Raw genomic sequence first — 26,686 nt, 5'->3', positions numbered from 1 at the left:
GCTAAGTTTAAAGTCCGGATTTTGTACGGAGATCTGGGGCAGCAGCCGCAACCCTCCATATACGCCGGACGTTATCTACAATTTTACAACCATAATTTTTAAAATGAGATTAGCATTTTTTTTGACAATTATACTTCTCGTTTCTGGTTGTTCCAAAAAGCAAAATGACGACGGCTCAAAACTATTGGTGCATAACAATTATTTTAGCGTTTCTGAAAATAATAGAAAATTAGACAGTATTAAAAACAATCTACAATCAGATTCATTGGAAATAATTGAAATACATAAAGACAAAAGATACAACGATGACTATCATATTGGAGCGATTCATTTTATGATTTCTGACAGTTCTAAATCATACTATTTAATCAATTATCTAGAAAATCCTGTTCTAATGTGTGGAAATTTGACAGCATTTTCTAGAGAGGATTCAATTAAAATAGTTAAAAAAAATATTTTAAAAATTCAGAAAAGCACTGCAATTAAGACGAATGATATCATTCAAATTTTAAAAAAATACAAAGCAAATATTGTCAATAATTCACAGATCCCTTTACAAATTACATTCGCTTTAAAAAATGATACGCTTAAAGGAAATGCAATTTATAACATCATAAATTTTATGGAAAATAATAAAATGTCGGTGTACGAAATTAGGACAATGAATGAACAGGAACGAGAAAAAATTAGTAAATAAAAACTGTAGATAACAAGATATTTCTACAAGCGGGTACGAAGTTTTCATCGAAGACTTTAGCGGTTAATTAAGTTTTTAGCAAGTAGAAAGTTTTCGTATTTTTAGCCCGCCTGCAGAAATACCCAACCGTTACCAGCAATACGTCTAAAAACGCAAAAAACGAAAAATAGAAAAATTAAATGAAAAAGATTCTCTTAATGCTTTTTGTGATTTTACAATTCAGTTGTAATAAAGTTTCACATAATAAATTAGGTATAGATAACGCAAAAAAAGAACTTGAAAGTGCATTAAAAGACACAACAAAAATATCTATTCTTGATAATAATGAACTTTTAATTAAAGAAGAAAATACAGCTATAAAAGTAGCTGAACCAATATTATTTGAAATTTATGGAAGATCAAAAATTGAAGGTGAAAAACCATACGAAGCGTATTTGATAAAAAATTATTGGGTAATTAATGGAACTGTAGACAGATATTCTTTTGGTGGAGCTTTTTCAATTATTATTGACGCAAGAAACTCAAAAGTTATTAACGTAATCCATTATAAATAAAATAAGTACTGCTGGTAACAAGATATTTCTACAAGCGGGTATGCTGCTTTCATCGAAGATTTTAGCGATCAATTAAGATTTTAGCAAGTAGAAAGTTTTCGTGTTTTTATCCCGCCTGCAGAAATACCCAACCGTTACTTGCAAGCTCACCAAAATTGCGCAGAAAAATCATGACTGAAATTAAACTACAAACTGAAATTTCCGCAGATATTGAAAGATGTTTCGATCTTGCACGAGATGTCGACGCGCATAAATTATCTACATCAAAAACTAAGGAAATCGCCGTTGCTGGAAGAACTTCGGGACTTTGTGAAAAAGGAGATAAAATTACGTGGGAAGCAGTTCATTTTGGAATCAAACAAAGGTTAAGTGTTGAAATCGTGGAAATGCAACGACCAATTTTTTTCGAAGATAAAATGACAAAAGGTGCATTTAAAAGTATGAACCATAAACATAATTTTAAAGAAGCAAATGGAAAAACAATTATGTCTGACCATTTTCAATATGAAGTTCCATTTGGCTTAATCGGAAGTTTCTTTGATAAACTTATACTTAGAAATTATATGATCAAATTTTTAAAAACAAGAAATCAAGTATTGAAAAGTATAGCGGAAAAAGAGCCAGCAAGTAACATTGCATAGCCGCAATGCCTGCTTTTTAGCTTCGTCAGAGGCTACTCAGGTAAATCAAATTTACGTTCTCTAAGAATATTTATCTTAAGTTTACGGCACTGACGGCTATGCGTGACCGTTAGCACCAATTTTAGAACGACACCCAATGACAAGACAAGGACTTATTTCAACATTAACAATTTGTTTAATTATCGGTTGTTCTGAAAATAAAATTGAGAATTGGCGACAAATTTATATTAAGCAAGAAAAAAGTAGAATAACAACTATTCAAAACCATTTTGAGTATCGGTCATCTAGATATTCTTTAATTTCTTCGGACTCGACTTTTGAAACATTTAATAAAAATCATCAAAAATTGGGAACGAACAATACACACTTTTATAAATATAATCTTGAAGGAAAATTAATAGAAGAAGAATATTGTATGAGAACTTGCAAAAAGCCAGCAAAAGAAATTTATTATTATGACAACTTAAAAAGACTTGAAAAAACTAAAGTTGTAGTTTCTGAAAATAAAGAATGGATTTCCGCAAGATACTTTTACAATAATGACAACTTATTAATTAAAAAAATTATTGGAAGTAATTCCACTCCAACGACTGAAAAATATTCATATGATAGATTAAATCGTATGACAACAGTAACAAAAGAAGAATTTAATAACAATGTAAGTAAATGGTTGACAACTGTTGATTCTCTTTTCTATGACAATGAAAATAATCTCATTTTAAAAAAGAAAAATCATATCGGAGAAGATTTGTTGACAATTTCAAAATATAGTTATCAAAACAAATTGCTTATCACAGAAAAAGACACTACGATTACTAAATTAAAAGGTTATTTACCGACACCAGAAACAAGTTATCACGCATATTATTTTAGAACAGATTACAAATACAACTCGGACAGAAAAATAATTGAAAAAATAACGACAAAACCGGACTATAAAACTCCAGCGTTTAAAGTCACATATGAATACAAATAAAAAAAACTGGTGCTAACAAGGGTTTTGCAATAGTGGGGCGAAACTGCAAAGTTCAACGGTAGTTCTTCGGTTCAACTGTTGTACAAAATTGAAGATTTGTGCTTCGATTGCCCCACCATCGCAAAGCCCTGAAACGTTACCAGCAAGGCTAAACAACGACACGACAATGATGAAACATTTAACGACAATACTATTTCTACTGACCTTAACTACAACTTTTGGACAGACGGTTTACGAACCGCAAATTCTAATTCTTGCACCAAACGTGACAAAATACGAAAAGGCGTTTGACAAAGAAGTTACGAATTATAACAAGGAAATAAAGAAGCGTACAAATACTTCAGAACAGGAACAAGTCCTTAATTCACCTGACTTTAAAAAGCAACCGGAAAACATTCAAATTATCACCAAAAGCGAAATAGAGTTTTCTAAAGACCTTGACTTTTTCAAACAAGCAAGTTTTATCTCCGAACAATTTTTGGCATATCGTTTCTTTGAAAAATTCCCTAAACTATTAATAAAACTTAAAGACGCTAAAAGTAATGGCACATTGGACGACTTGAAAACACAATCCGAAAAGGAAAAACTTCAATACGTTTTAAACTTCGCTTCAATTGAACTATACACAGAAAACAAAATTAACTATGCAAAAATTGCGGTTAAGCTTTATGACAACGTTTCAAATTCAATACTTCTAGACAAAATATACATTGGCGATTGGAATAACCCAGGTTTTGAATTTGCTTGTGAGGACAAAACAATTAATTGCACTTTAAATAATGCTTTATCTCAAGCACTGGGAGAAGTTATTTATACAATTGCATCAAATAGCCCTACATTAAAAAGAGAAAAACAATTACAGCAAGAAAGATTTGATGTTTTAATGAATAGCTATTTCAATAAACCGTTCGACAAGCAATCAGTTAAAAATATTATTTCGCCTATAGACAGCAACATCAATATCGACATTGCTTATCAAGCACTATTTAACAACGACAAAAGTAAATTTGTTGCATTTTTTTTAGAGCAAGTTTCCGCACAAGACTTCAAGACATTAAAAGACAACAAAAAGGATAAGAATGTAAATATCATTTCAAGTAAAGACATAAAAGATGAAGGATTTTTAGACGACATTCCCAAAACATACGGGTATATCGTTAATGGTTTGAAGTACAAAGACAAATGGTATTATGAAAAATCCAACGTAACATACTTTGAAGCAAAGACATTAAATGATGGTCAACAAAAATTCTTTAATAACCTACAACAATGGAATTTCTTCAAAGATAATTCAACGGAATTTAGCCCTGACTTTTGGGAAACAAAATTGTTTAAAAAAGTACCCGACCTTAGACAAGACCCCGACTGGGAGAAATATGGAGAATCCATTTGGAAGACAGATGAAATAAACAATCGACCTTACATCGGCTTATATGAAATGGTTGCAGACCAACTCCGAAAAGAAAGTGAAGAGTTTGCAAGCAAAAAAGAAAAGGAAATTATTGACAAATATATTTCTCCTCTTGCGGACAAATTGAAAACTCAAAACAGCTATGAAATTGTTTCTATAAAACAAATGTCGAAGGACTTTTTGTTAGTCTATCCCACAGACTTAAAAGCCATTCTTTGCCCTATAAAAGTTAAAGAAAAAGGCAAGGATATGTTTATTCGTTACTTTGTTCTTTTACCCCAAGACAACAATTACAAGATTTACGAATGGACGTATCTTAATCCTAACAATTTCAAAAACTCTCAAATGGGGCCAAGTTTTATGGACCAAATAAATACGTTGACAGTATGGAATTTTTCATTCGACAAACTTGATGACAGCAAATTTTGGACTGAATATGTTTTATTAAAATCGGGCGACACATATAAATACTTAACCGAAGTAAAATGACAAGACACGAAGGACAAAGCCCAGCTGGTAACAGCACATTTGCAATAGGCGGGGTTTCGTGCTCCGCAGACAGTTTAGTGGTAGCCGAAAGTTTTGTGCTCTGCATAAACATTAGTGGTAAAAATCCCGCCCATCGCAAATCTGCAAAACGTTACCAGCGATTTTAATGACGACACGAACAATCATATTACTTACAATTTTGACAACCTTTCTTTTAGGTTGTAATTCGACTGTTGACCAACAAAAAGCAGACAAACAGTTAAGAGATAACCTTTCTGGTGAATGGGAAATAATTATTGAAGAAGAAAACTCCACGGATGACTATCCACCTCCCTTGTTTTATTTTCCTCAAGGAATGACAGTTTCCAATGACAGTATTGAGTTTTATTTAGGATTTTTCAAGGAAGATAGAGACAATATAACAGGTAAGAGAACACGACTGTATTTAGGAAATGTTGTTCCTTACAAAACCGACAAAGATAGTGTTTTTATCAAAAATCCTTTAACAGACAAATGGGAGTTCAAATGGAGATTTGTAAGCAGAAAAAATGACACGTTAAAACTTGCGATTAACGACACTACTGTTATTCAATTTAAAAAGCTCAATTACAATCTTGACACTTTACCCGACTTTGACCAAATCATATATTCCAGCTCTGGATGTTATGGTTCTTGCCCAATAATTGATGTTTCAATTTCCAAAGACGGTGCTGTTTTATTTCAAGGAGAAGGCTATGTTAAATCGCTTGGATTTTATTCAGGCAAACTTGGCACCAAGACAAAAAATTACATTTTCAATAAATTCAGACGAGCCAGCCCATTAAAACTACAGGACAACTACTCCGTTGGTCATACTGATGACCAGTCTTTGACAACATCATATATTCAAAATGGAAAAATAGTCAAGACAATTCACGACTATGGAATGGCAGGGACAAATGAATTGATTTGGGCTTATATTCCAATATCTAACATTCATACCACCACTAAGCTTGACAGTTTACCACTAGACGAACCCTTTTATCCAAAGCTTCATTATTTTACTTTTAAAAAGGACGGCGTGATATTGCCACTTGAAAAGTCTGAAAGTTTCTATCTGTGGACAGAACTTAAAAAATCAGAACAGACTGACTTGAAATTCATATCAAAATACAAACTCACTTTTAGCGGTAACTACACATATTGGGGACCTGACCCAAATGAAGCGAGACAACATAAGTATGAAATAAAATCTGTAACTACAGACGGTCAATTCTTTAAATTTGAGTTTAAAAACGAGCAGGCAATAACTTATAATTTGGGATACAATTTTATTGACCGCAACTTTGAACCGACTGACTTTAGAAAACCAAACGAATGGGAAGAATAGAAAGAAAAACCGCTGGTAACACGGGTTTTGCGTTCAGGCGGGGTGACGTGCACACTTGGAGTATTGTGCTTCTATTCAAGTTCTGTGCAAGTTGACAGCTTTTGTGCTCCGAAACCCGCCCGAACGCAAAGCCCGAAAACGTTAGCCACAATTTTATGAAATCTACACTCAAACTAATAACATTTTTAATATTTGCATGTTTTTTATTTTTTAATTGCAAAAGCGTAAGTAGAGATTTAAAATGCAAAGATTTTGAAAACGGAACTTTCGAATTTCAAGATGAAATTTTAGACAAAAAATATGTTATAATTCGGAAGAATGAAAATCAAATTGAACAAGTCTATGATTTAAAGACCAACAAAATGGAATCAGAATCGGGCAGAGTCATGAAAATTTCTTGGGTAAATAATTGCGAATATAGTGCAATGCTTGATACAATTAAAAGCACCAAATATGATGATTTAGACTTACAAATGATTTCAGCTGGAGGATTAAATAACAAAATCATTAAGATTGAAAAAAACTGTGCAACAACGGAGACAAGTATTGGAAACTTTAAGAAGAATTTTGTAATCTGTAAAAAACCGGAATAAAAAACTAAAATGAAAAACTGCGGCTAACACGGTATTTCTATTAGCGGGGTTGAAGTTTACATCATCAAGATTTTCGCTAGTTGTTCTTTTTGTGATATTTATAGAAACAAGTTATCATAATCCCCGCCAAAAGAAATACCCAACCGTTAGCCGTCATTGTAAAAAAACAGAAACTTAATGAATATCATTTTTTTAAAACTTATAGGTGCCCATTTTTTAATAACTATTATTACAATTATGGTTATGAGTTTAGCTATAAATGATTTAACTTTTTTTTCAGTAATTATTTTTAGCTGTATTTTATATTTTGTTAGCGGTTATAAACTCACAAATGAAAAATCTAATTGGAAAAATTATTTTGGTGTTTTTGCAATTGGAATTGTTCTGTGGATTATTTGTTTTGGGGTATCTCCCGATTCTACAAATTATAAAAGAAATACGGAAGCTGGATTATGGTTTTTCTACAAACTATATGTGATGGTAAATTCTCCTTTAAATTTCATTGATACTGTGAATGAGCCATACAACTTAAGACGAGAACTTTTAATACTTTTCTTGACTCCAATTACAATTAGTGTTTTCCAATATTTAGGAGGCAGATTAAAAAGTCGGAAATTTGAATAACAACGTCGGCTAATAACTAAGCTTTCGTCTTGTCCGCAGGACACGAGATGAAAGCCCGTTGAACGGAAGCTCCGGGAGCTTTTTTGGCCGTCTATGGAGTTTTCGATTTTAGGATTTAGGGTAACAAAGCAGTTTTTTGGAATGACTGCTTTTTTTATGGCATTAGATAGCCTTTTTGATTACCATATTAAACCCATGACATACAGTTAGTTTACGTGTTATATATCGTTGGTTTTTTTCAATTCGAAGGCAGCAAACTTTAATAATTACAACTACTTTGGAGTGATAGAAAGTTCAAGGTCCTTCCCGTCAATATCAATTTCTTCATCCGCAATAATCCGGTCCATAATTTCATTTACATCGTAGCCTTTCTTTCGTAAGAAAAGAAAATACCGGATATGTTTATTGCTTAGTGTATTACTCTCTATGTAATATATCCCTTTGGGATTACAACCAATATATTTGGTAAATTCATACAGGTTTTCCTTAATGCCGAAAATTTTTCGAATTTTTAAACTCATCTCTGACTGATCTAAAAATAGTATAGAAATCGCGAAGCCAGATCTGAAAAACTTTCCGAGTGTAATTTTCTTTGATTGAGGAGATTACCTTCTTCATTTCTACAAATCTTAACCAAAGGTAAAAAATATTCATTAAATTGAGGTTCCACTAACTTTGAATAAATGAAAAGGAGTTTTGCGAGTTGGTTTCTCATTCTTATTTTAGGCGCTAATGGCCTGCATGGGCAGAATACCATTGAAAGCGAGCAGGGAGAATACTTTATTAAGATTGATCAGAAATATGTGAATGCATTGGGAAGCTTAAACCAAAGTAGCGAACAGTTCGAACACAGCCTGGATCTCTCTACTTACCGAAATCGTTTTGCATTCCTGGACGCCAATACCGCACTGAGCATTGACTACAACGACATTACCTATACCTACGTAAAGAAGTTTCTGCAATACCGCTGGTACCCCAAGATTATAGGACTGTCGGTTTATTATTTTCCTTTGTTTGAAAGCAAACTGGATCGGTATGGCGTTCCGCGCGAACTGAAGTATCTCGCCGTAGTAGAAAGCGCTCTAAACCCGAGAGCTGGCAGTTGGGCAGGGGCGAGTGGACTTTGGCAGTTTATGCCCGCCACCGGCGCACAATACGGGCTGCGTAAGAACCAGTACGTAAACACTTTTTATGATCCGGTGAGCAATGCGGATGCAGGCGCAAGATACCTGCGCGATTTGTACAAAATGTACAAAGATTGGAACCTTGCCATATCTGCATATAATTGCGGGCCTGGTAATGTAAACAAAGCCATACGGCGAGGAGGAACCAAAAATTACTGGCAGCTCCGGAAATATTTGCCCAAAGAAACCCAGGCGTACGTACCGAGTTTTATTGCCGTTAATTATATTTTTAATTTTTACAGGGAGCATCAAATGAAACCGCAGTACTTTAGATACAGTTTCTTCGATCTAAAGATGATCCGGATGGAAAAAGACACTACCTTTAGAGAACTGGGCAAACAATTTAATTATGCTTTCTTGAAATTTGCCAATCCGCAGTTTGTGAGCGATGTGATTCCAAGAGGGAGTATTGTCTACGTAAAGCAGGGCGGTTAATGTGCGCATTTTGAATAGATATAAGCACAATGTAGCTAATTACAATCGTTTAAAAATCGCATATATGCCTGCCCCGCAGCACCTTACATACAATTCATTTTATGTCGGAGTTGCGTATATTTGAGAGTTATATGCCATTTTAAACAAAACCCGTATATGAAAAGAAAACTACTAACTATAATATTTTTTTTAACTACAATTTTAACTTTTGCGCAAACAGAAATGTTTGTAAACACAGAACAATTAAATATCCGATCTGGAGCAGGAAGTAAATATGAAGTCATTGGTAAACTTTCAAGAAATGAAAAAATTACGGCCATTTCAACGGAAGGAAAATGGACTGAAATAAAACTTGATAACGGAACGAAAGGATTCGTTTCAACCAAATTTTTGAGTGATACAAACGAAATTTCTAAAAAAGAAAAAAGTAGCAATTGGCCAATAATTCTAATTATTGGGGGAATAATATTGTTTTCACTTTTTAAAAAATCTAATAAAGGTGGAAGTTCTAATTCAAGTAGAATGGAAACGATTAAGCAACCTAAAATTGCAAAACTAAAACTTTATATGTGTTCTAAATGTGGCGATACAGTAAAACAAATTTCATCACCGAAAAATACAACAACTTGCCACAATAAACATTTTCATAGTTGGATTGAAATTGCAATCGTTGGAGATAATAACTATCAATGCAGTAAATGTGGAGTAACTTTACAAACTGAAAACTCACCTAAAAACACCACAACTTGTATAAATAATCACTTTCACAGTTGGACTAAATTATAATTATGAAACCAAATATTTTCGACATTGCAACAAAAGAACTAAATCAAGATGCTTTCATAACTTGGCTTTTGAAATTTGCTGACCCAAAATATCAGTCCGCCAATCAAAAACTAAATACGTGTGGAAAAACTTTCGTTACGCAATTAATAAAAAAACAACTTTCAACATTTGACGAACAAATAAACAAAGTTGAAGCAGGAAGACAATGGGAAAACATTGATGTTTGGGCTGAAATAAATGAAAAATATCTAATAATAATTGAAGATAAGATAAATTCCTCTCATCATTCAAACCAATTATCTCGCTATAAAGAGAACGCAGAAAAATGGTGTAAGAATAATAATTACAAAGAACCGATTTGTATCTATTTGAAGACAGGAAATGAAAGTCAAAGTAGATTATCTCAAATTGAAAAGAACGGTTATTCAATTTTTAGCAGATTAGATTTTATTAATCTACTTAATGAATTTAAAGACATTAATAACGATATTTTCATCGACTTTTACGAAAGACTTAAAAGAATTGAAAAATCCAATAATGAATTTGAAAATAAAATTATCAAAGATTGGAATGGTAATGATTGGCAAGGTTTTTTTCAATTTCTCGAAAAAGAAATCCCAATTGAAAATTGGGATTATGTGAATAATGCAAGCGGTGGCTTTTGGAATGCAGTTCTAAATTGGGACTATTGGAATATTTATCCTGCATACATTCAGCTTGAAGAGGGAAAATTATGTTTTAAAATTTCGACTGACCCAAATGAACTTGACTTGCCAGAAAATCTAACACGTGGCGAAATACGAAATCACTTGCATAAATTAATAATGAATCAAGCCAAAAATTCTGGTTTCGAGAATATAAAGCGACCAACCAGATTTGGAAATGGAAATTATATGACAGTCGCCATTGTTAATAGAGAGGATTGGTTAGGAAAAGAAAATGAAACAATTGACAAAGAGAATATCGTAAAAACGTTAACTGAATATGTAAATTTCTTGAGAACTATAATTGTTGAACCGCAAAAAAACGTCATATAACATCGGTTTTGCAATAGTGCGGGATTTTCGCCAAGTTTAAAGATTTTAGATGTTCCGAAGTTTAGTTTATAATAGAAAGATTTGTCATATAAATCCGCACCATCGCAAAGCTGCAAAACGTTAGCAGAAAGTATATAAAACCCGGAAAAAAAAGAATATGATTAAAAAATTTATTTTAAGTTTAGTATTTATGATACCGCTACTAATGCATTCACAAAACATTTCGTTAGATAAGCTTATTGATTTAAGATCAAAATCGAGTTCGGAAATTGTAGCTTTTATGGACGGGAGAAATTGGAAAACTATTGAGAATGAGTCAAACGATGAAGGTTCACTCCAATCACAAAAGATTGTTTTCGCTTATGATTTTAACGAACAAACTGACACTGCATCATCATTTATAATTTTTGCTTTGTTTCCAGATCTAAAGCAAGCACAAACAATCGAAATACAAATCACGGATAAATCAATATTTCAAATATTTTTAGATCGAATTAAAGAATTTAATCCGACATTTTCAAACTTTTTCTTCGACAGAAATCACACAAAAACAGTTTTACAAACAGAGGATAATACATTTGTACTCAATTACATTGATGGCTTATATTATATTAGTATTATGGAAACTCCAATGTACAATCAAATTATGATTAATTAAAATGAAAATAAATTTGCGAATGCTAACCGTAGCACTACTGTTTATTTCAAATTTTGCTATCAGTCAAAATAAAGAAATTTTCAGACTTCAACCGATAATAAAAAAGAACATTGATGGATTTGAAACTGAAGGTTGCCGATTTACTCAAAACAAAATGTCAAAAGACCTTATTCTATTAATAAGCTATAATGGATATGTTGCTGTTCAGATAAATAATAAAATTCTAATTTCTGATTATTCTTACAATAATGCCACTGACAAGACCACATTTATTGGTAATGAAGTTAGTGGCTATATTGAATTGAACGACTTAGGAACGTTTGACAAATATTCTTCTCTTAATAAAGGTATACTGACAATTATTTATAAAGGAATTCGGCGACAAATCCCAATTCATGGAACGTGTGATGAATACTAAAATATTTTTTATAGAATACCTTCTGCTAACAGCGGTAGACCTTGTTGACTCTACGATATATAATAAATCCCGCTCTCGCGGGATTTATACTTAATTAATCGCATTTTCTCTCGCTGGAACAATCGTAACAGTTGCCGATTCACCTGTGCTGGCCGTCGCCGTTATCTTCATCGAAAGATTTACTATGTTTAGATTGGCACCGGAAATTTGAGCTACTTGATCACCTATTGTTTCCCAGAGTTCATGATTTCTTTCGAATACTTTGGTTCCGGGGGATATGTTTTCTGTGTAAGTTCGTGTAACATGCATTGCTGAACTTGTAGTTGTTATATCATAATTTAACTCATAAGTAATCGACGTAATCGTTGAGTTCCCACCCGCAAGAACCCTAAACTTTCTTTTAAATCCTTGCTGGTATACCCTCCAGCTACCTGTCGGACTTGGAACGCGAAATTTTATAGCACCTTCGGTACTCACATTATCATCAAAATAAATAGGTGGGGAAACACTTATATTGAAAGTTTTAACTGCGCTCTCATTTCCAAATTCATCTCTGACCTGAATATTATAGGTGTAATTTCCAGCAGCTAATGGATTTACATTCAAAAGTATTGATCCATTTGTACCCAGCGCATAATTTACATACGCGCTTTGCGTATTTTGAATTCCATTCAAATTAGAGTTGGAAGCAGATGAAATCCATGTTCTATACTGAATAGTAGTGTTGGGATTTGATGGTGATTTATTGATTATGCCTGAAAACGCCATTGGGGTATTGACCGAAATATTCATTGGGCTAAAACTTAAATTTTCGATAGTGATCGTTCGAGCCTGGATGTTTTGCTGTATTTCATAATCTCTGCTAATTGTACTGTTCTTAATAGAGTAGGTGAGTTTGCCCTGGCCTGCTGCATTAGTAGATAGTGACGTTGTAAAGCTTTCTATATTATTTAGAGGATACCATGTGCCTAGAGACGCGGGCACGCCATTCAGTTTTACCTGCCCCGAATAATTATTAAATCGGATTTGATAACCCGTAGTAGATTGTCCCGAACCCGGCACAATTTTCAGCAGATACTGTGTCTCATCACCTTGGTATATCGGTCCGGTACCACCATCGAAAGTGTGAGTGAAATCTGAGACAGCATAAGGCATTGAAAATAGTTCTTCCTTGGATGCGCCCTTGTCGTTTTTTACACTGATTTTCAGTTCATGTGTGCCGCTGATATTTCCTGTGTACTGAAAAACGTTATTTTCCACGGCAAAGGTATACTCCTGGTTTGGCTGTAGAACTTCATTGTTGAGTTTCAGGACGCCATTCAAATTGGTTGTAAACTTGAAAACCGTTTTAACTGTACTGAAATCGTAGTTGGGAACAATATTGAACTTTAGCTGGTTTTCTTCACCTATTGCTTTTTCAATGAAATCTTCATCCCGCTCTATTGTAAACCCGAACTGCCCACCGTTGTTATTATCCCATTCTCCGTCCTCGCGGCACGAATTGAACACAAATAAAAAAAGCACTGAACAGATTAAAAAAAATATCTTTTTCATAGCTCTAGATTTTAATTTATATAATATTTAAGACCACCGAACAGGGCAAAATTGGATTTTGAAAAATCACTCTTCAGATCGTAAAACTGGGTGTAGTTCGCTAATAGTGAAAAGCGCCGGGCGAAAGCAAATTCAACTTCCGCGCTGCCGGAAAGCCCGAATATAAAATTCTCAACGGACACCGGGAATTCTGCGCTGTATTTAGGATCTTTAGTGTTTCCTTTGTTCACGGTTTCGTACGCAGCATAACCACCTAACCACCCGTTTAAATATACGGGAGCGAGCCCTTCGTAGCTGTATCCAGCATTCACGTTCAAGCCATATTTCTGGTAGGGTAGGATCTGCTCATCCATATAGGTTACTTCATAATCTTGATAAAACCCTTCGACCTTACCCAGAAATCCTGCATCTCCAAAAACCTTACTGTACCCGGTCTTGACCATGAAGCCGCCTTTAAGATCCCCTTGGTCCAAAATGTAGCCGTATTCTGCATGTACTGCAGACTGGCCTTTTCTTCTTCCCTGTGCCGGCACCAGCATGCAGAAGCAAAGTGCAAACAGTATTAAAGCATTTCTTTTCATGTTCATTTTCCTTTTAGTTACTATTTTACATATTCAGCTCCTACTATATACTTCGGTTTAATGTCCAACGAAAGCGTACGCTCCCCATCAACTTCTGTCATGATGAACATCAGATTCTTATTGTCTGCAATGGTGAATTTATCGAAGACATAAACCAGTTTCTGATTTGATTTTTTAGCGATTGATTCCGGTTGGATGGCGTAGACCGGTGTAAACACTTTTTCTTCGGCCTCGATCTGCCGGTTTTTTACCTGAATAGGACTTGTGATAAACGAGACGCTTTCTACGTCATAATTAATGTTGGTTCGGTTGGCCACCTCAATCAGCACGTACACCTTTCCCTCGCCTACATATACTCCTTTGACGTAGCCTTCGATGCCACGCACCACCGATGAATTCCGGTTTTTTATCCACCCTGCCTTAGCCTGGAGCCGCTGTGCTGTAGCTTCGTGTTTAGGGGGTTCTACAATTTCCGGAAGGGGCGGCGTTGTTTCCGCTGCTTGCTCTGGCACAACAGGGATCGATGTACTATTGCTCTTTGGAACTGATTTTTTAATCGTTTTTTTGACTGGTTTCTTATATACTTTACGTTTGCTTTGCTGCGCGTAGGAAAGTACGCTGAGCACCATGCAAATTAATATCAGTTGCTTTTTCATACTAATTATAGTTAACGATGATACATTCTACATTTGAAGTAAGCTGGATACGGTTGTCGGGCTGCCTACCTATAGCCCCAGAGACACTCCCCACGATTCCGCCAACTACAGGAATGCGGCTGGTCTCACTCAGTACACGACTTTCCACATTCGAGGCCGCATTATGACTACTTCCTGCAATTGGTAACCCCGCCATGCCATCTGAACCAAACAGTTTCAGACGTGCGGGTATAATCTTGCTCTTGATTTTCACGGTAGAAAAATCTACAATCAGACGGTTATTCTGTTCCGCTGCGACACCGGTAACAATCTGACCTTTGGGTGCGGCCACACCTCCTATATTGGTAGGCTCAAGCAGAACAAATGAAAGGGTGCGACCTGACTGAAAGTATCCTTTAGAGAGTAACTTTGCTCGAATTTGTTTTCCGTCTGTGATATCGCGCGGCGCAGGAGTGTCGCCAAATTCACGTATTGAGTAAACAGGTTCCGACCCTTCGGGGAAATCATTCTTCGATGAGCCAGTTTTGGAGGATGAACTCCTGGCAGGTACGCTGCGTATTTCAGTATAACCGATCGAATTATTCTTCGGTTCTTCCGTCTGCCACATGGAGTAGTCGCCATAAGTGGACTGACTGCTGTAACCCCCGCCTTGACGCGGCGCACTGAAGTTTTTCACATAATTCGGCTCCGTATATAACGGCTCTGCATATCCTACTTCGGCAGCGCCATCCATATTTTCAATTTCGTGGCTTGCTTCAGAACTGCCGAACAGATCATCCAATGCCGTATTCAAATTGATGCTGTCCTTTTTACCGAGTTGGTTTGCTTCGGTGCGGCTGTTGTATTTCTGTGCTTCCTTTGCGTCGGGATTCGAAATCTCGTCCACGCGCTGGATACTGTCGCCATTATTAAGCATGTACACACCGCCCAACAACATCACCGCGATTATACTGGCAATGCTATAAACCAAGATCTTGCGCCGCTCTTCACCCGTTTTGTTATCCCAAAATTCTTTCAACCTTTCCATCATCTTACTTCTATTGTGGGGTTAATCTGCTCTCTTCTCAAACTGTCCTGCAGAGCAACCGCTTCATCTGAAGGTTTGCTGACACGGTACAGGCTTTCTGTAAAATTGGTGATCAGATATCCAAAAGGATTGTACGGATAATTAATGTTCACCTTAGTCATACGAAGTTGCACATCGGCCTGAAAATAGTCTTCTGCGGAGCCGTTGATCCTCTTCACAAGCACCGAGAAATTCACAGTGGGGTTTCCGTCGATATCATCTATTTGCCAGGTGTTCGGCAGGATCTCAGATTTTTGTATCAGTCCATTAATCGACAAAAAGTTAGAGTAGTAGCCTTTATTATCTTTATCTTTAATCAATTTGGTAGGTTGCTCGCCCACCAGCCACAGGACGTTCTCTTTCTTTTCTTTAATTGAATATTGGTCGAGATCGTAAAACTGTTTGGTGAAGTAGTCTGCATTTGCCTTGATGACTTTTACTTTATCTGCTTTCTGCGAAACCAAACTGAGCGGAATAAGGTCTCCCTGATTGTTCACCGTGAATATTTTGCTCGTACTGTCAGCATAGATTACGAGTGCCAGATACAGGATGGCTGCGATTGACATAATACTGACCGCCACCACGCCCCAGACAACGCGGCTGTTCTTTTTCAGTTCTGCATAAAGATCTTTCCCTACCGTAATTTCAGCTTTTTCTGTTTTCATAATCTTTAACTAAAATATCCACGTATCTCTTTGGTGACCATTGCAAACAATCCCAGTTTGACCAGGAACGACAGCAGCAACGCACCCACCGTATAAGCGAAGATGAGCCCAAGATCCGTTTCGTATCCTATATCCGACATCTGCAGGTTTACTTTGCTCTGAATGAAACTGTAAATGATTTCTGAGAACTTCATAATGCCTGTATAGCCAATACCAAGCACGAATAGCCCAATATAAATCTTCACCCACCGCGAAAACATATCTTCAAATCCTTTGGTTGTGGACAATGCCACGGCAAAAGGAAATATTACCTTGAACAACTGAATCAGGAAAATCCGCTGAATCAGATACATTCCCACAACTGCCATATCCAAGACAGTCAGAATTTGCTTTGTGAATGTCATCAGACCCGTCGTTAGATACAGTGGAATCAGCGACAGATAAAATCCTATATAATCCAAACCGCTGTACTGATCTGCAATCTTATCCAGTTCCAATAGGTATTTCTTCAAGCTATCGTCCTGCAAAGGCTGTTGGCTTGCCACTGATACATCTACAGAGGCAAACATCGTTTCGATGGCATTGACCACCCAATCACTCCCAATGATCAGCAAACCATATCCGATGACATTCATGATGCCGCCAATTTTTGGTGCTTCAGAATTCTCACCAGTCTGCAAAAAGTTCCCGATGACTTTAAACATGAGCAGGGCGGCCGCCAAAGATTTTGCTCCAATAATGGTAAAGGAGAAAATTTTAGTTTGCGAAATCACCTGATTCAGTTCTGTAAGCCACGAGTAATCCATCAATAAGAAAGCTTAATCAGCTTGACGCTGAGTTTCGCATTTGCGCTTTTCACTTTATTGTACTCATTCTCGAGCAAGGTGATGCGCTCACTGTCGCTCATTTTGAACATGCCGTTGTTCAGCAGTGCCTGTACCGTTTTGATGCTGCCCGATATCTGCGACAACTGCGTACCAATACTGCTCACATCTATTTTCCCGGCTCGGGCTTTCTGCAAAATTTTGTTGGAATTGCTGATCGCCTGCTTTTGCAGATTGATGATGTTTTGCAGCTGTCCCATTTGCTGGATATAGCCGTTCACCTTATTGTATTTGTCCTGGGCGTCCTTCATCAGCTGATAAGATTTCTCCAACTGTTTGATCTGCGCGGCCGACTGCGTTATTTGTTTAGCCATCTGATGGTTGGCACCGGCATCCACTACAGCCATCTGCGCAAACGTATAGGATCCTACCATTAGGCTGAATGCTAAGATTAAACTTTTCATATTATCCCTTTTTTATGTATTTGTCGATTGCTTCTTCCATATCACGGGTTTCCTCGTAAATGTTCATTAGCTGTTCATTCTGCGCGCCTTCAGTTTGGTACGCCCAGAACACCTTTTCCGGGACTTCAAGACGATAAACCTGATGCTGATTGCCCCGCATTACGAAGATTTCCGAGTATTTGTTTTTACCTTCAAAATCTGAGGTAAGAGAACTCATTTGATGAAAAGCATGTTCGCTCATTCCAAAGCGTTCTTTCAGTGCTGTATAGTCTTTTGCGTGCAGCACATATAGCACTTGTGTATTTTCAATGATGGTTTTTGCGATCTGGCCAAATTCACCGCTTTCTGGGAGTTGACTAACCGCCTGTAGCACAATCCCGATGGCTCCGTTTTGCTTTCGCACCGCCTGAAAGAAATATTCGATTTTTTCAAGCACTCCTTTAAATTTAAACTGCTTGGCCACTTCATCAAAGAAGATATATCCCCGCGTGGATTTGTCCTTCCAAACAGTTTCATTTATCACTGACGAAATGAGTTGCAGCATGATGGACAGCAGCAGCGGATTATCCTTGACTTCATCCAGTTCAAAAACAATAATCTTTTTATCTTTCAAGCGAACAAGATTTTCATTGCTTTCGTCGGCATACAGGAAATCGTAGATGCCGCCAGGCTCAAACTCGCTCATAGCAAAAAGGAATTCCTCTATATTGAAGAATTCTTTTCTGATATTCAGTTCGGCCAAAAGCGTGTCTTTATGCTCTCGAACGGCTTCAATAAACTTCAGTAAACTCTGTGCTCCACCTTGTTCATAGTAGGCTTCAATAATCTTTCGAAGTGCGGTCTTTTCATTCTCGGATGCACGCGTATCTCTTTTGTAGTGGGTAATCAGGAATTCGGTCAAATCCTCAATCTTCGAGGCGCTTAGTTTATCACCTTGCAGGTCAAACGGATTTAAACCGATAGCAGTTCCTTCACGGTAATGGATGAAAGCGGTATCCTCCGGATACAAAGCTGCGAGCTTGCGGTATGAACCACCCAGATCTACGAGTACCATCCGTGCATTTTCTTCATAATACTGTCGGAAAAGATGGTTGGCAAAAAATGATTTTCCGTACCCGGTAGGAGCGAAGATCATAAAGTTTCGTGCCCGAACATATTTCTTTTCCTCGTCCCAAGTATCAACGGTCACCGGAATATTGGCTATTCTAGAATTCAGCAGTACGCCCTGAGCATCGTTTTTATAGTTTGTGCAGTTGTTTATAAAAAGCGTAGCAAGACTCAAATGACCGTAAAACATCTGCTGATCTGAAAAATTCCCAGAGAATAGGTAAAATGAGTTGCAGTACACAGAGTTTAAAAAGTTGCCGATGGGCTGCCGTGTCTTTATATCCACAGATTTAAATTTCTCTGTGATCTGATTGCGACGGCTTTTAATTTCAGCCTCATTATCACCGTAGAAAAGGACATTAATATGTGTCCGGACGAGCCGCTCACTGTCAATATCCGCGGCAATTTCATCAATGAGGACGCCAAGCTTACCAGCGTTTACTTTATTCTGCGGATCGAATGTGGAAGATTTCTTCAGCAGATCATGCCTGCGCCGGAGTTCTGCCAACTGTTTCTGATTATCTTCAAAATAAATAATCTGGTTATAAACATGGTCAAACGGCAATTCAAAACCTAACAGATCTCCAATGTTTTGGTAAAACTTATATTTCGCTGTGCTGAAATTTCTGTCTGACTGAAGTTCCGGAAAGCTTTCGGGCATATGCTCTTCATCACGCGTACAAATTGCCCCCAGCAATCGGTCACCAATTTGGATATAGCCACTTTTTAAAATACGGTCCGTTACAAAGTCGTTCTGAAAATTATTGAAATAGTAATCATAGTAATCCACCATTTCGCCAGCTTCAAAAGAACGTATCTGAAAAGCCCTGCCACTGTTAATCCTGCCACCATTCAAAAAATTAACTGCTTGTTCTACCGTGTTTATAAAAACATTAATACGGTCGTCAAATCTTTCAAACTTCTTTCTGTTCAACCGTTTAAACGGATTGGTTATTTTGGTAGTGAACGTATCTCCCGGAGGCAGAACAAAGAAAATATGGCATTTGTGAGCAAGGAACGGCCTATCCTTAAAGTGTTGTTTGGTTTCGCGTTGCAGGTAATTACCATCAGGTAAATGTCTGGTATCAAATTCTGCTTCCTGAAATATGTCCTGTTTCAAGAAAACGGCGCCGCCTGGCATATCCTTCAAGGCACGGTTCCACAGGTCATTAATCGCCTGATAGTCTTCTTGTCCCAACGAATATCTTTCTGCCAACTGCACTACGTATCCCATCGCGAAGACGCCGTTTGTGCCTACGACCTTATTGTTTTCGATATGTAAAAACAGATTATTCATCGTCCGAAAACCTTTCAGGTAATTTTTCGTCAAAAAGCCATTCCTTAACAGAATGGTTGTTGGCCAGGAGGAGCGAGGTGAAATAAGTCACGGCAATAACCGCAGTTACCAGAACTACTTTCTGCACACTGATGCCCCCAAGAAAGGTGAGCAGCGCAAGCACAGAAATGACGGTGGTAGCAATAAAACCCGTAACATTAAGTCCGTATATCGTGGGTTTTTGGCGGTATCCTTTTAGATTTTTTACCTTCCTCATGGCGCCAAGGAATTACTAATTACACACTTATACTTCCCACGTAGTTTACCAGTCCAACCACGGCACCGAGAATGGCCGCGAAAATGACAATATTGGTTACGCCTTTTTTCCAGTCACCATTGTCTTTCACGAAGTGGCCGAGATTTACGAAGATGACTACAATGAAAATGCTGACGGCGACATAGGGGAAAATGCCTTTGATTTCGTTTGCCAGCTGTTGCGCGGGGCCTCTTAAGTTGATACTTTGAGCATAAGTCAGCGAGTAAAATAACGTTAAGAAACCGGAGAGTTTTAATTTCAGATTTTCCATATGCGATATCTTATATCCCAAATATAGAAATCTTTTTCCTAAAATACGCTACTTTTCAATCACTGATTATGTTAAAAGTTAAACTAGAGATCTTGCTTCCGAAATTATTCTGTAAAAATGAGTTTCTAGCATTTTTTGTGTGATAACACGCTGGTTATCTATGCTTTGAAATTCAACTTTCGGTTGAGTGATATTTACGATTTCATTTTTGCCATCCGCCAGAAACGCAAACTGCCCCACGGCCAACCGATTGAATTCACTTGCGCGGTGCTTATGAACTTCACGCTCGCCGGTGGTGGTGGAAGTCTCACCCCAGGCCAGCAGATTACCGTCGCTTCCTTTACGCGAAACCGACTTAGTTTTGATGTTTACCAATTCAAAATAACTTTCATAAAACTTAGAAGTTTCTGAATCGTTTGATTTACCAAAGAACTGAGTAGAAAGATTGGCCACAATTTCCCGGAAACCATCGCGGCCATATTGCACGACACCCTGAACAAAATCCTGGGCACAGTAGATTACTGCAACCCCAAACGAACGCATGGTGGCGGGGATTTGGGCCATATTGAGTAATTGAATCGTCGGTGCTTCATCCAACATAATAAACCCCGGCTTCCGGTTGCGCACCATCATTTGTTTGGAAATGGAATGAATTACTGCGGCATTTATAGGACTTAAGAAATCCGCCGACTTAGGTTCATTAATGACAGACACTACCAAATCGACTTCTTTAGCGTTTATATTAAAGTTAAAGTCGTTCGCACTTAATACATAGAAAGCTTCGGGAAATGCCATTTTGCGAAGCCCGTTGGCCAAAGTCGAAATGACGGAAGCTGTCTGACGAGCGGAGGCCAATCCCAGAATGAAAGTGCTCGCCTGAAGAGCCACACGTTCGTTTGAAGTAAGAAAGCTTTTTAGCTTAGCAAATTCATTACGTGCGTCATCGGCTGAACTGCCCTCAATATTTTGTATGCTGAAATCCACTCCCAGGATGAAAGCAATAACATGGGGCAGGGTACAATATTCTTTATGGTCGAAGGAAAATTTTAGAATTACACCGGACAACAATGATGATGCACTGTCTTTAAAAAAATCGTCTCCTTTGCCTACACCGTTTTTAATCAGGTTATCCATCAGTACTTTTACAATCTGATTGACATCTTTTTCGCCGCTTATATACTCCGGTGCTATCGGATTCACACGGCTGCTAATTGTCGGATGATGCAGTGCTATAGCTTTAAGTCTTTCTTTAAATATGGGCCCCGCCAGCTCCGTAAGTTCACCGTCTTTATAATCATAGATGATTCCCGCAAAACCAGCCTTGCCAAAATGCCGCATAATATTATAAAGCACTGATACCGTTTTCCCGGAACCTGCTGCTCCAAACACTGCCACACCACGCTGTATTCCCCTAATTATTTTTCTGCCTTGTGACGTTTGAAATTCTACATCCCAGACAGGATCTGCTGGTCTTTCGTAAGTCCACATATAAATCAGTGCGGTGATGATTGCAGCAGGAACCACTAAATAAAATACTATCAATTTGTAAGTGAGCATCTGACCAGCAAATACGATTAACGCAAGGCCAACCATCAGGAATACAAACTGTACTGCTCGGTTGCGCGATTTTAAAGCAATAGTCAGCAATATGCTGAGCAGCGAAATTGACGCTATAATAATCAGCCAATTCCTTAATGTGATTTCAAAAATTTTCATCCTAATACCCTTTTGAAGTATCCGTAATCTTCGCTATGGCGGACCTTACTGTTTGCGTTGCCAACTGCAGCGGTGTTTTCGGGATAGATAACGGCACCCGGAAGCCAAGTTCACGACTCACTGCATTCCGTACGTCTAACTTCTGTAATTCTTCCGCCCCGGATGCTTTATATAGTTCATCCCTAACAGGCTTACTTAATACCGATACTGCTTTGGTTGCATGTCGTGTCCGAGTATTTTTGCCGGTCCTGAGTTTTTTCTGCTCGTTAAACTTCTCATAGCTATCTCGACGCTCATATTTGAATCGTTCATCGAAACTCTGTTCTATTTTCTTGAAAAAAGAATCTCTATCAAATCCGACCTGTGCGATTTTTCCTGCCATTCTTGAATTCCGATGGTGAGCTAGGGGCGATATTGACCCCTTATACCGAGCATTCGGGCAGTTATCGTATCTTGAAACAACAACGTGGACGTGGTACTGCTGACCACCTTTTTTAAGTCCCTCACGCACGATTTCGCCGGTTGTCCTATCGGTATGAAGTTGCGCCTTCAGCAGTGCGATTTTTTCACGGTCAGGCTTATCTTCGGCTTCTAGTTTTTTGATTTCCCTTTGTGCCTTTCTGTTTTCGATGACCCATTTATCATTGCCTTTATAGGTTCGCTTTTCTTCCACCTTAGCTATCCAGACCAAGTCCTTTTCAGTCATCTTTCGAACAGACAGATCCCGCCCCAATTCGGCCGCTTTCTGTTCCCGTATCTCTTGATATTTTTGTGCGTACCCAGGATCCTTTCTGTCGATTTTCATCTCTGCCAATTCTTTTCTGGTTTCGCTGTTGATCTGCTTTTCCTCTTTCTGTGTTGGCAGATTTCCGGGATTGTTGTAAACCTTTCGATTAAAATTTTGTGCATAGTCCCGCATTACATCCTTTGTATACTCACGGAGACATTGATGCATTAAATCATTCCGCATAATCTCCAATTGCTTTGCGCCGCTTTCACTTTGAGACAAAAGCTGAGTTTCTTTTTCTCCGATACCTGCCGCTTTTAATTCCGCGCCCACGATCTCATTAAGCTGTTGCAGTTCATCCTTGCTGGGCGAAATATTAAGGATGAAAAACTTACTTTCCCGTTCTTTGGCTCTTGACGAAACATTTGCATCAATCAGATCGGTAGCGCTATTCTGGTTCAGGAAAACCTCCTGCTCATTATCATCCTGACTGAAAAACAGGTTCTGCAGCTCAATCTGTTTATCGAAATCGCTGAGCGCCTGGTTTTCTATATCCTCCATAAACTCCTCGTACTCTCTCTCGCGGGAAGTGTTTTCTTTGTCCAGATATTCGGTCACCGCCTTGCAACTCTGAGAGATATCCGGATCGTGTCTTGTGAATGAAATATGCATTATTTAAAAATATCCTCGTAGTCCTGAACTGATAATACTGCTTTGTAACTTTTCGAAAAAGCACCACTTTCGAACTTGAATTTGTTTTTAATGGAATTCAGCTGCTCACTCAGCGCTTCATTGATTTGCTCAATTTCCCGGTGGCTTTCCCATACTTCTTTAATTTCATTTTGTAGTTTTTGCTTATCCTGCTCAGCCAAAACATTAGTAGTACGATCAGAACTCTCTGTAGGTTTCTGTCCATAGCCACTCTTTACATTCGTGGTCAAAAATTCCTTAAGAAGATTGTGCGTATCCAAAATTTTAGTGAAATAAAATTTATCCAAATGTCCCAACCTTTTGTGAACTGCATCGGTTCTTTTTTCATTTGAGGCCAGTCCGTTTTCCAACGCTTTCTTTAATTCCACTAAAGAATTAACCTCTGAATTTCCGGTCATGTTCGCGTTGATTAGGTAGGAAATTACTTCATCATAACTCGGCAAATTCAATTCATTCTTCAAGATTCTGAGGTTCTCACCATTTTTCATCGAGACCCGGATCATCGAACTCTGTTTACTCATTTGTATAATAATTTTTTAAATTTACTAACTGATTGTCAGTTAAATACATCAATTACGCATACATTTATGTATAACAAACTACGTCTAATTAAATCGTATTCAATTGATATGCAGAACGTTGTCTAATTTAGACACGTTCCCTCTTGCTTTCCTAATTTTACCGCGACGTTTCGTCGCCATCGCATGCGCAGCAAAAATCAATAGTCGGAAAAAACATCTGATTGAAGCGTTAAATTACAAAGTAGGGCTTAAAGAAACAAGCCTGAAATTAGGATTTTGATTTTCAGAGCTGCTTTGTTCCGTTAGATAAATTTTTATGCGGAACGCAAAAAACCCCTCACTTTTTGTGAAGGGTTTTGGTTTAAAATTGCTCCAGATATTTCTTCGCTTTTTTGGAATGTATGAACGCGCTTTTAATATTTTCAATTCGGTTTTCTTTGTTCGTATCGGACCAACCTTTGAGATAACGGATGGAGTTTAATAGTTCACTTGTGATTCCATATTGCAATGCCAGCAGCATGGATCCCATTTCTGCAATCAGTTCTTCAAAGGAATATTTTTCTTTATTATTAAATCCGTCATGAAGGTTTCGGTTCAATCTTTTTTCATGGCCGGTCCAATGAATGGTTTCATGAAATAAAGTGGTGTAAAACTTATCTTCAGAAATAAAATGCTTTCTGAGTGGCATTTTTATAATATCCAAAATAGGGGAGTAACTACCGTGTGCGGTCTGTAAATATTCTATCTTTAAAGATCTCTGCGCTTGGAGGTCGTTAATAAATCTCTCGCAGTTATTGCGTTCAGTGAAATCAAGTTCCTCCGGTTCGTCTATAGCAATATCTAAATTTAGTTCTTCCAGATTTTCGATCTGATTCGAATTGAAAACTACATAATTTCTGACTACCGGCACTTTTAGTAAATGTTCCAGATCGGCCGGTGTCATCTGTTTTACTTGTTCCAATGAGTAGATTTTTGAAGTCTCTTTATGTTTGTACACGAAGGTGAAAAATTCAATTACGACACCTTTAGAACCTTTCCGTAGTTTACCGCCAGCTTTGGAGATGGAATTGAATGTTGCATATAAACTACCGGTGAAACCGTGAGTCAACGTGTCGATGTACAAGGCGAGCAAATTAAAGCCTTTGTATACATTTTGAGTGAACAAGTTACGCGGAGCATGAAACTTATAATTGGTATATATTTCCCAATCCTGAGCTTTCACCTTATCGAGATTTTCGAGGATACGGGTGATAAATTTGTCTTGACCTTTGATGGTCTGGCTTGCATTACGTTTGGTGGTTTTTGGGGCTGTTGCATTCATAATAAAACATTTAATTAGTTATTTAGGTAATTATTTCTTTATGTATTTATTTGGTAATGAGGACATGTTTTTTTCTTTTAATTGAAGGAATTTCTGAAGTGACCGGGAAAACTTCCGGGGAAATTGTGAAGCTTATCGGAAATGTCAAAGAACGCTCTGCTGTTGTCTTTATTCGTTTAATTGAGGTGTCTTTTTCTTTGCTAAATGACCATAAAAAGGGAAGGGCGACTAAAACTGGAATAGAATGAAAGCCCGAAATGAATTTGCCCGCAGGGCTTGGGTGGGTTTGTCAGCAGGAAAAGGCTGACGGATTCCCAAATTCATTTTTTTAGGAGAACAGCCCTTTTTAATTTTGCATACAGAAAAACACCGGAAATCGAATGAAGCTCAGCTGCAGCGTTCTACGGTTCCGCAAGCTTTCACATCCCGTGGAAAGTTCCGGTCACAAGAAACTCTTCAAAAAATATAAATTCCATTGAAAGGGATGGCTGCCGCAAGGCAAGGCGGCTGGGAATTTTTTACGGAGATCGTGAGCTTTTAGCCGGATACTTTTTAGCTGCAGCAGGGCGAAGGCTAATGTGTATCAGGCGTCAAGAAAGCGAAAGGAGCTCCTGTAAAACACAACCGAAGTGCTGGGCTATGAAGTGATAAGCGGAGTGGTGCAGGGCTTCGGTTGTGCGAGATTTTTTGGCAAAGATCAGGGAATCCTGCACTTTGGTATTTTGTGCCTTATGGTCGGGAAAAACATTAGATTCGAAGGCTCAAAGCCAGTATGTTTACGCAATAAGTTTATATCCGCCCAAATTATTGTCCGTTTGTAATATTTTGTTTATTAATGCTGTGCACGGAATTTGTAAGCGACAAATCAGTACTTTTACTTTTATAAATAAAGCAAACTATTATAATACATATACAACCAGTATCGGTTGGCTTTGTATAACTTAGTGATACATATAAGCGAGTTACCAGCAAGCGTAAACAAAAACCCGCACAAAATTATGCCTGACAAATCTGAAAAAGAAAGACGCAAAATTATTG

28 protein-coding genes are annotated in these 26,686 nt (G+C 37.6%); 13 read left to right on the top strand and 15 right to left on the bottom strand.

Features of this window, described 5'->3' with window-relative positions; all coding sequences use genetic code 11:
* The 8 genes from H9628_RS11420 to H9628_RS11385 form a co-directional block, all read left to right on the top strand.
* A partial coding sequence (locus tag H9628_RS11420; protein ID WP_251834273.1) for a hypothetical protein occupies window positions 1-697 on the top strand: 697 nt, incomplete at its 5' end.
* Between the two features lie 179 nt (window positions 698-876).
* The gene (locus tag H9628_RS11415) at window positions 877-1,251 is read left to right on the top strand and encodes an NTF2 fold immunity protein (protein WP_251834272.1); all 375 of its coding nucleotides are present in this window, start codon (window positions 877-879) and stop codon (window positions 1,249-1,251) included.
* Window positions 1,252-1,421: 170 nt separating this feature from the next.
* Window positions 1,422-1,892, top strand: coding sequence for an SRPBCC family protein (locus H9628_RS11410; protein ID WP_251834271.1), 471 nt, complete (start codon window positions 1,422-1,424; stop codon window positions 1,890-1,892).
* Window positions 1,893-2,028: 136 nt separating this feature from the next.
* On the top strand, window positions 2,029-2,868 hold the full coding sequence (locus tag H9628_RS11405; protein WP_251834270.1) for a hypothetical protein: 840 nt from the start codon (window positions 2,029-2,031) through the stop codon (window positions 2,866-2,868).
* Between the two features lie 88 nt (window positions 2,869-2,956).
* On the top strand, window positions 2,957-4,768 hold the full coding sequence (locus H9628_RS11400) for a hypothetical protein (RefSeq protein ID WP_251834269.1): 1,812 nt from the start codon (window positions 2,957-2,959) through the stop codon (window positions 4,766-4,768).
* 199 nt (window positions 4,769-4,967) lie between these two features.
* Window positions 4,968-6,137, top strand: coding sequence for a DUF6438 domain-containing protein (locus H9628_RS11395; protein ID WP_251834268.1), 1,170 nt, complete (start codon window positions 4,968-4,970; stop codon window positions 6,135-6,137).
* Between the two features lie 155 nt (window positions 6,138-6,292).
* Window positions 6,293-6,730: a hypothetical protein gene (locus H9628_RS11390; RefSeq protein ID WP_126723290.1), complete on the top strand. Its 438-nt coding sequence runs from the start codon at window positions 6,293-6,295 to the stop codon at window positions 6,728-6,730.
* Window positions 6,731-6,907: 177 nt separating this feature from the next.
* A complete protein-coding gene (locus H9628_RS11385) occupies window positions 6,908-7,354 on the top strand; it encodes a hypothetical protein (protein ID WP_251834267.1) in 447 nt (148 codons plus the stop codon).
* Between the two features lie 272 nt (window positions 7,355-7,626).
* On the opposite strand, the gene H9628_RS11380 is transcribed toward H9628_RS11385, so the two are convergent.
* Entirely contained in the window at window positions 7,627-7,875 is a 249-nt protein-coding gene (locus H9628_RS11380; RefSeq protein WP_251834266.1) for a hypothetical protein, read from the bottom strand.
* 162 nt (window positions 7,876-8,037) lie between these two features.
* On the opposite strand from H9628_RS11380, the gene H9628_RS11375 reads away from it, so the two are divergent.
* The 5 genes from H9628_RS11375 to H9628_RS11355 all read left to right on the top strand — a co-directional run bounded on the left by H9628_RS11375 (window position 8,038) and on the right by H9628_RS11355 (window position 11,872).
* Complete coding sequence (locus H9628_RS11375) at window positions 8,038-8,973, top strand: lytic transglycosylase domain-containing protein (protein WP_251834265.1); 936 nt, start codon at window positions 8,038-8,040, stop codon at window positions 8,971-8,973.
* Window positions 8,974-9,129: 156 nt separating this feature from the next.
* Window positions 9,130-9,759, top strand: a complete 630-nt coding sequence (locus H9628_RS11370; protein WP_251834264.1) for an SH3 domain-containing protein — start codon at window positions 9,130-9,132, stop codon at window positions 9,757-9,759.
* A 2-nt stretch (window positions 9,760-9,761) separates the two neighbouring features.
* Complete coding sequence (locus H9628_RS11365; RefSeq protein WP_251834263.1) at window positions 9,762-10,796, top strand: PD-(D/E)XK nuclease family protein; 1,035 nt, start codon at window positions 9,762-9,764, stop codon at window positions 10,794-10,796.
* A gap of 157 nt (window positions 10,797-10,953) precedes the next feature.
* Complete coding sequence (locus H9628_RS11360; protein ID WP_251834262.1) at window positions 10,954-11,454, top strand: hypothetical protein; 501 nt, start codon at window positions 10,954-10,956, stop codon at window positions 11,452-11,454.
* Window position 11,455: 1 nt separating this feature from the next.
* Entirely contained in the window at window positions 11,456-11,872 is a 417-nt protein-coding gene (locus H9628_RS11355; RefSeq protein WP_251834261.1) for a hypothetical protein, read from the top strand.
* A gap of 90 nt (window positions 11,873-11,962) precedes the next feature.
* Here the strand turns inward: H9628_RS11355 and H9628_RS11350 are convergent, their stop codons facing one another.
* From H9628_RS11350 to H9628_RS11285, 14 genes are all read right to left on the bottom strand, one after another.
* On the bottom strand, window positions 11,963-13,426 hold the full coding sequence (locus H9628_RS11350; protein ID WP_251834260.1) for a hypothetical protein: 1,464 nt from the start codon (window positions 13,424-13,426) through the stop codon (window positions 11,963-11,965).
* Window positions 13,427-13,437: 11 nt separating this feature from the next.
* The gene (locus tag H9628_RS11345; RefSeq protein ID WP_251834259.1) at window positions 13,438-14,007 is read right to left on the bottom strand and encodes a conjugal transfer protein TraO; all 570 of its coding nucleotides are present in this window, start codon (window positions 14,005-14,007) and stop codon (window positions 13,438-13,440) included.
* Window positions 14,008-14,027: 20 nt separating this feature from the next.
* Window positions 14,028-14,663: a DUF4138 domain-containing protein gene (locus tag H9628_RS11340; RefSeq protein WP_251834258.1), complete on the bottom strand. Its 636-nt coding sequence runs from the start codon at window positions 14,661-14,663 to the stop codon at window positions 14,028-14,030.
* Between the two features lies 1 nt (window position 14,664).
* The gene (traM, locus tag H9628_RS11335; RefSeq protein WP_251834257.1) at window positions 14,665-15,693 is read right to left on the bottom strand and encodes a conjugative transposon protein TraM; all 1,029 of its coding nucleotides are present in this window, start codon (window positions 15,691-15,693) and stop codon (window positions 14,665-14,667) included.
* Window positions 15,690-16,394 carry a hypothetical protein gene (locus H9628_RS11330; RefSeq protein WP_251834256.1) on the bottom strand — a complete coding sequence of 235 codons (705 nt, stop codon included), beginning with the start codon at window positions 16,392-16,394 and terminating at the stop codon, window positions 15,690-15,692. The genes traM and H9628_RS11330 overlap by 4 nt, the downstream gene beginning before the upstream one ends.
* A 5-nt stretch (window positions 16,395-16,399) precedes the next feature.
* Entirely contained in the window at window positions 16,400-17,200 is an 801-nt protein-coding gene (locus H9628_RS11325) for a hypothetical protein (RefSeq protein ID WP_251834255.1), read from the bottom strand.
* Window positions 17,200-17,682 carry a hypothetical protein gene (locus H9628_RS11320; protein WP_251834254.1) on the bottom strand — a complete coding sequence of 161 codons (483 nt, stop codon included), beginning with the start codon at window positions 17,680-17,682 and terminating at the stop codon, window positions 17,200-17,202. Before H9628_RS11320 ends, H9628_RS11325 begins: the two co-directional genes overlap by 1 nt.
* A 1-nt stretch (window position 17,683) precedes the next feature.
* Window positions 17,684-20,086 (bottom strand): TraG family conjugative transposon ATPase, encoded by a 2,403-nt coding sequence (locus H9628_RS11315; RefSeq protein ID WP_251834253.1) that lies wholly within the window; start codon window positions 20,084-20,086, stop codon window positions 17,684-17,686.
* A complete protein-coding gene (locus H9628_RS11310; protein WP_251834252.1) occupies window positions 20,079-20,342 on the bottom strand; it encodes a hypothetical protein in 264 nt (87 codons plus the stop codon). Before H9628_RS11310 ends, H9628_RS11315 begins: the two co-directional genes overlap by 8 nt.
* A gap of 19 nt (window positions 20,343-20,361) precedes the next feature.
* On the bottom strand, window positions 20,362-20,652 hold the full coding sequence (locus tag H9628_RS11305; protein ID WP_251834251.1) for a hypothetical protein: 291 nt from the start codon (window positions 20,650-20,652) through the stop codon (window positions 20,362-20,364).
* 78 nt (window positions 20,653-20,730) lie between these two features.
* On the bottom strand, window positions 20,731-22,368 hold the full coding sequence (locus tag H9628_RS11300) for a type IV secretory system conjugative DNA transfer family protein (protein WP_251834250.1): 1,638 nt from the start codon (window positions 22,366-22,368) through the stop codon (window positions 20,731-20,733).
* 1 nt (window position 22,369) lies between these two features.
* Window positions 22,370-23,767 carry a DUF5712 family protein gene (locus tag H9628_RS11295; RefSeq protein ID WP_251834249.1) on the bottom strand — a complete coding sequence of 466 codons (1,398 nt, stop codon included), beginning with the start codon at window positions 23,765-23,767 and terminating at the stop codon, window positions 22,370-22,372.
* The gene (locus tag H9628_RS11290; protein ID WP_251834248.1) at window positions 23,767-24,327 is read right to left on the bottom strand and encodes a hypothetical protein; all 561 of its coding nucleotides are present in this window, start codon (window positions 24,325-24,327) and stop codon (window positions 23,767-23,769) included. Before H9628_RS11290 ends, H9628_RS11295 begins: the two co-directional genes overlap by 1 nt.
* A gap of 361 nt (window positions 24,328-24,688) precedes the next feature.
* Window positions 24,689-25,648 carry a zincin-like metallopeptidase domain-containing protein gene (locus tag H9628_RS11285; RefSeq protein ID WP_251834247.1) on the bottom strand — a complete coding sequence of 320 codons (960 nt, stop codon included), beginning with the start codon at window positions 25,646-25,648 and terminating at the stop codon, window positions 24,689-24,691.
* Window positions 25,649-26,686 lie beyond the last annotated feature (1,038 nt).

It is taken from the genome of Kaistella pullorum (assembly GCF_014837035.1).
In the GTDB taxonomy this organism is placed as follows: domain Bacteria; phylum Bacteroidota; class Bacteroidia; order Flavobacteriales; family Weeksellaceae; genus Kaistella; species Kaistella rhinocerotis.
The sequence above is the reverse complement of the archived record's forward strand: the minus strand, read 5'-3'. Positions and strand labels throughout refer to the sequence as shown.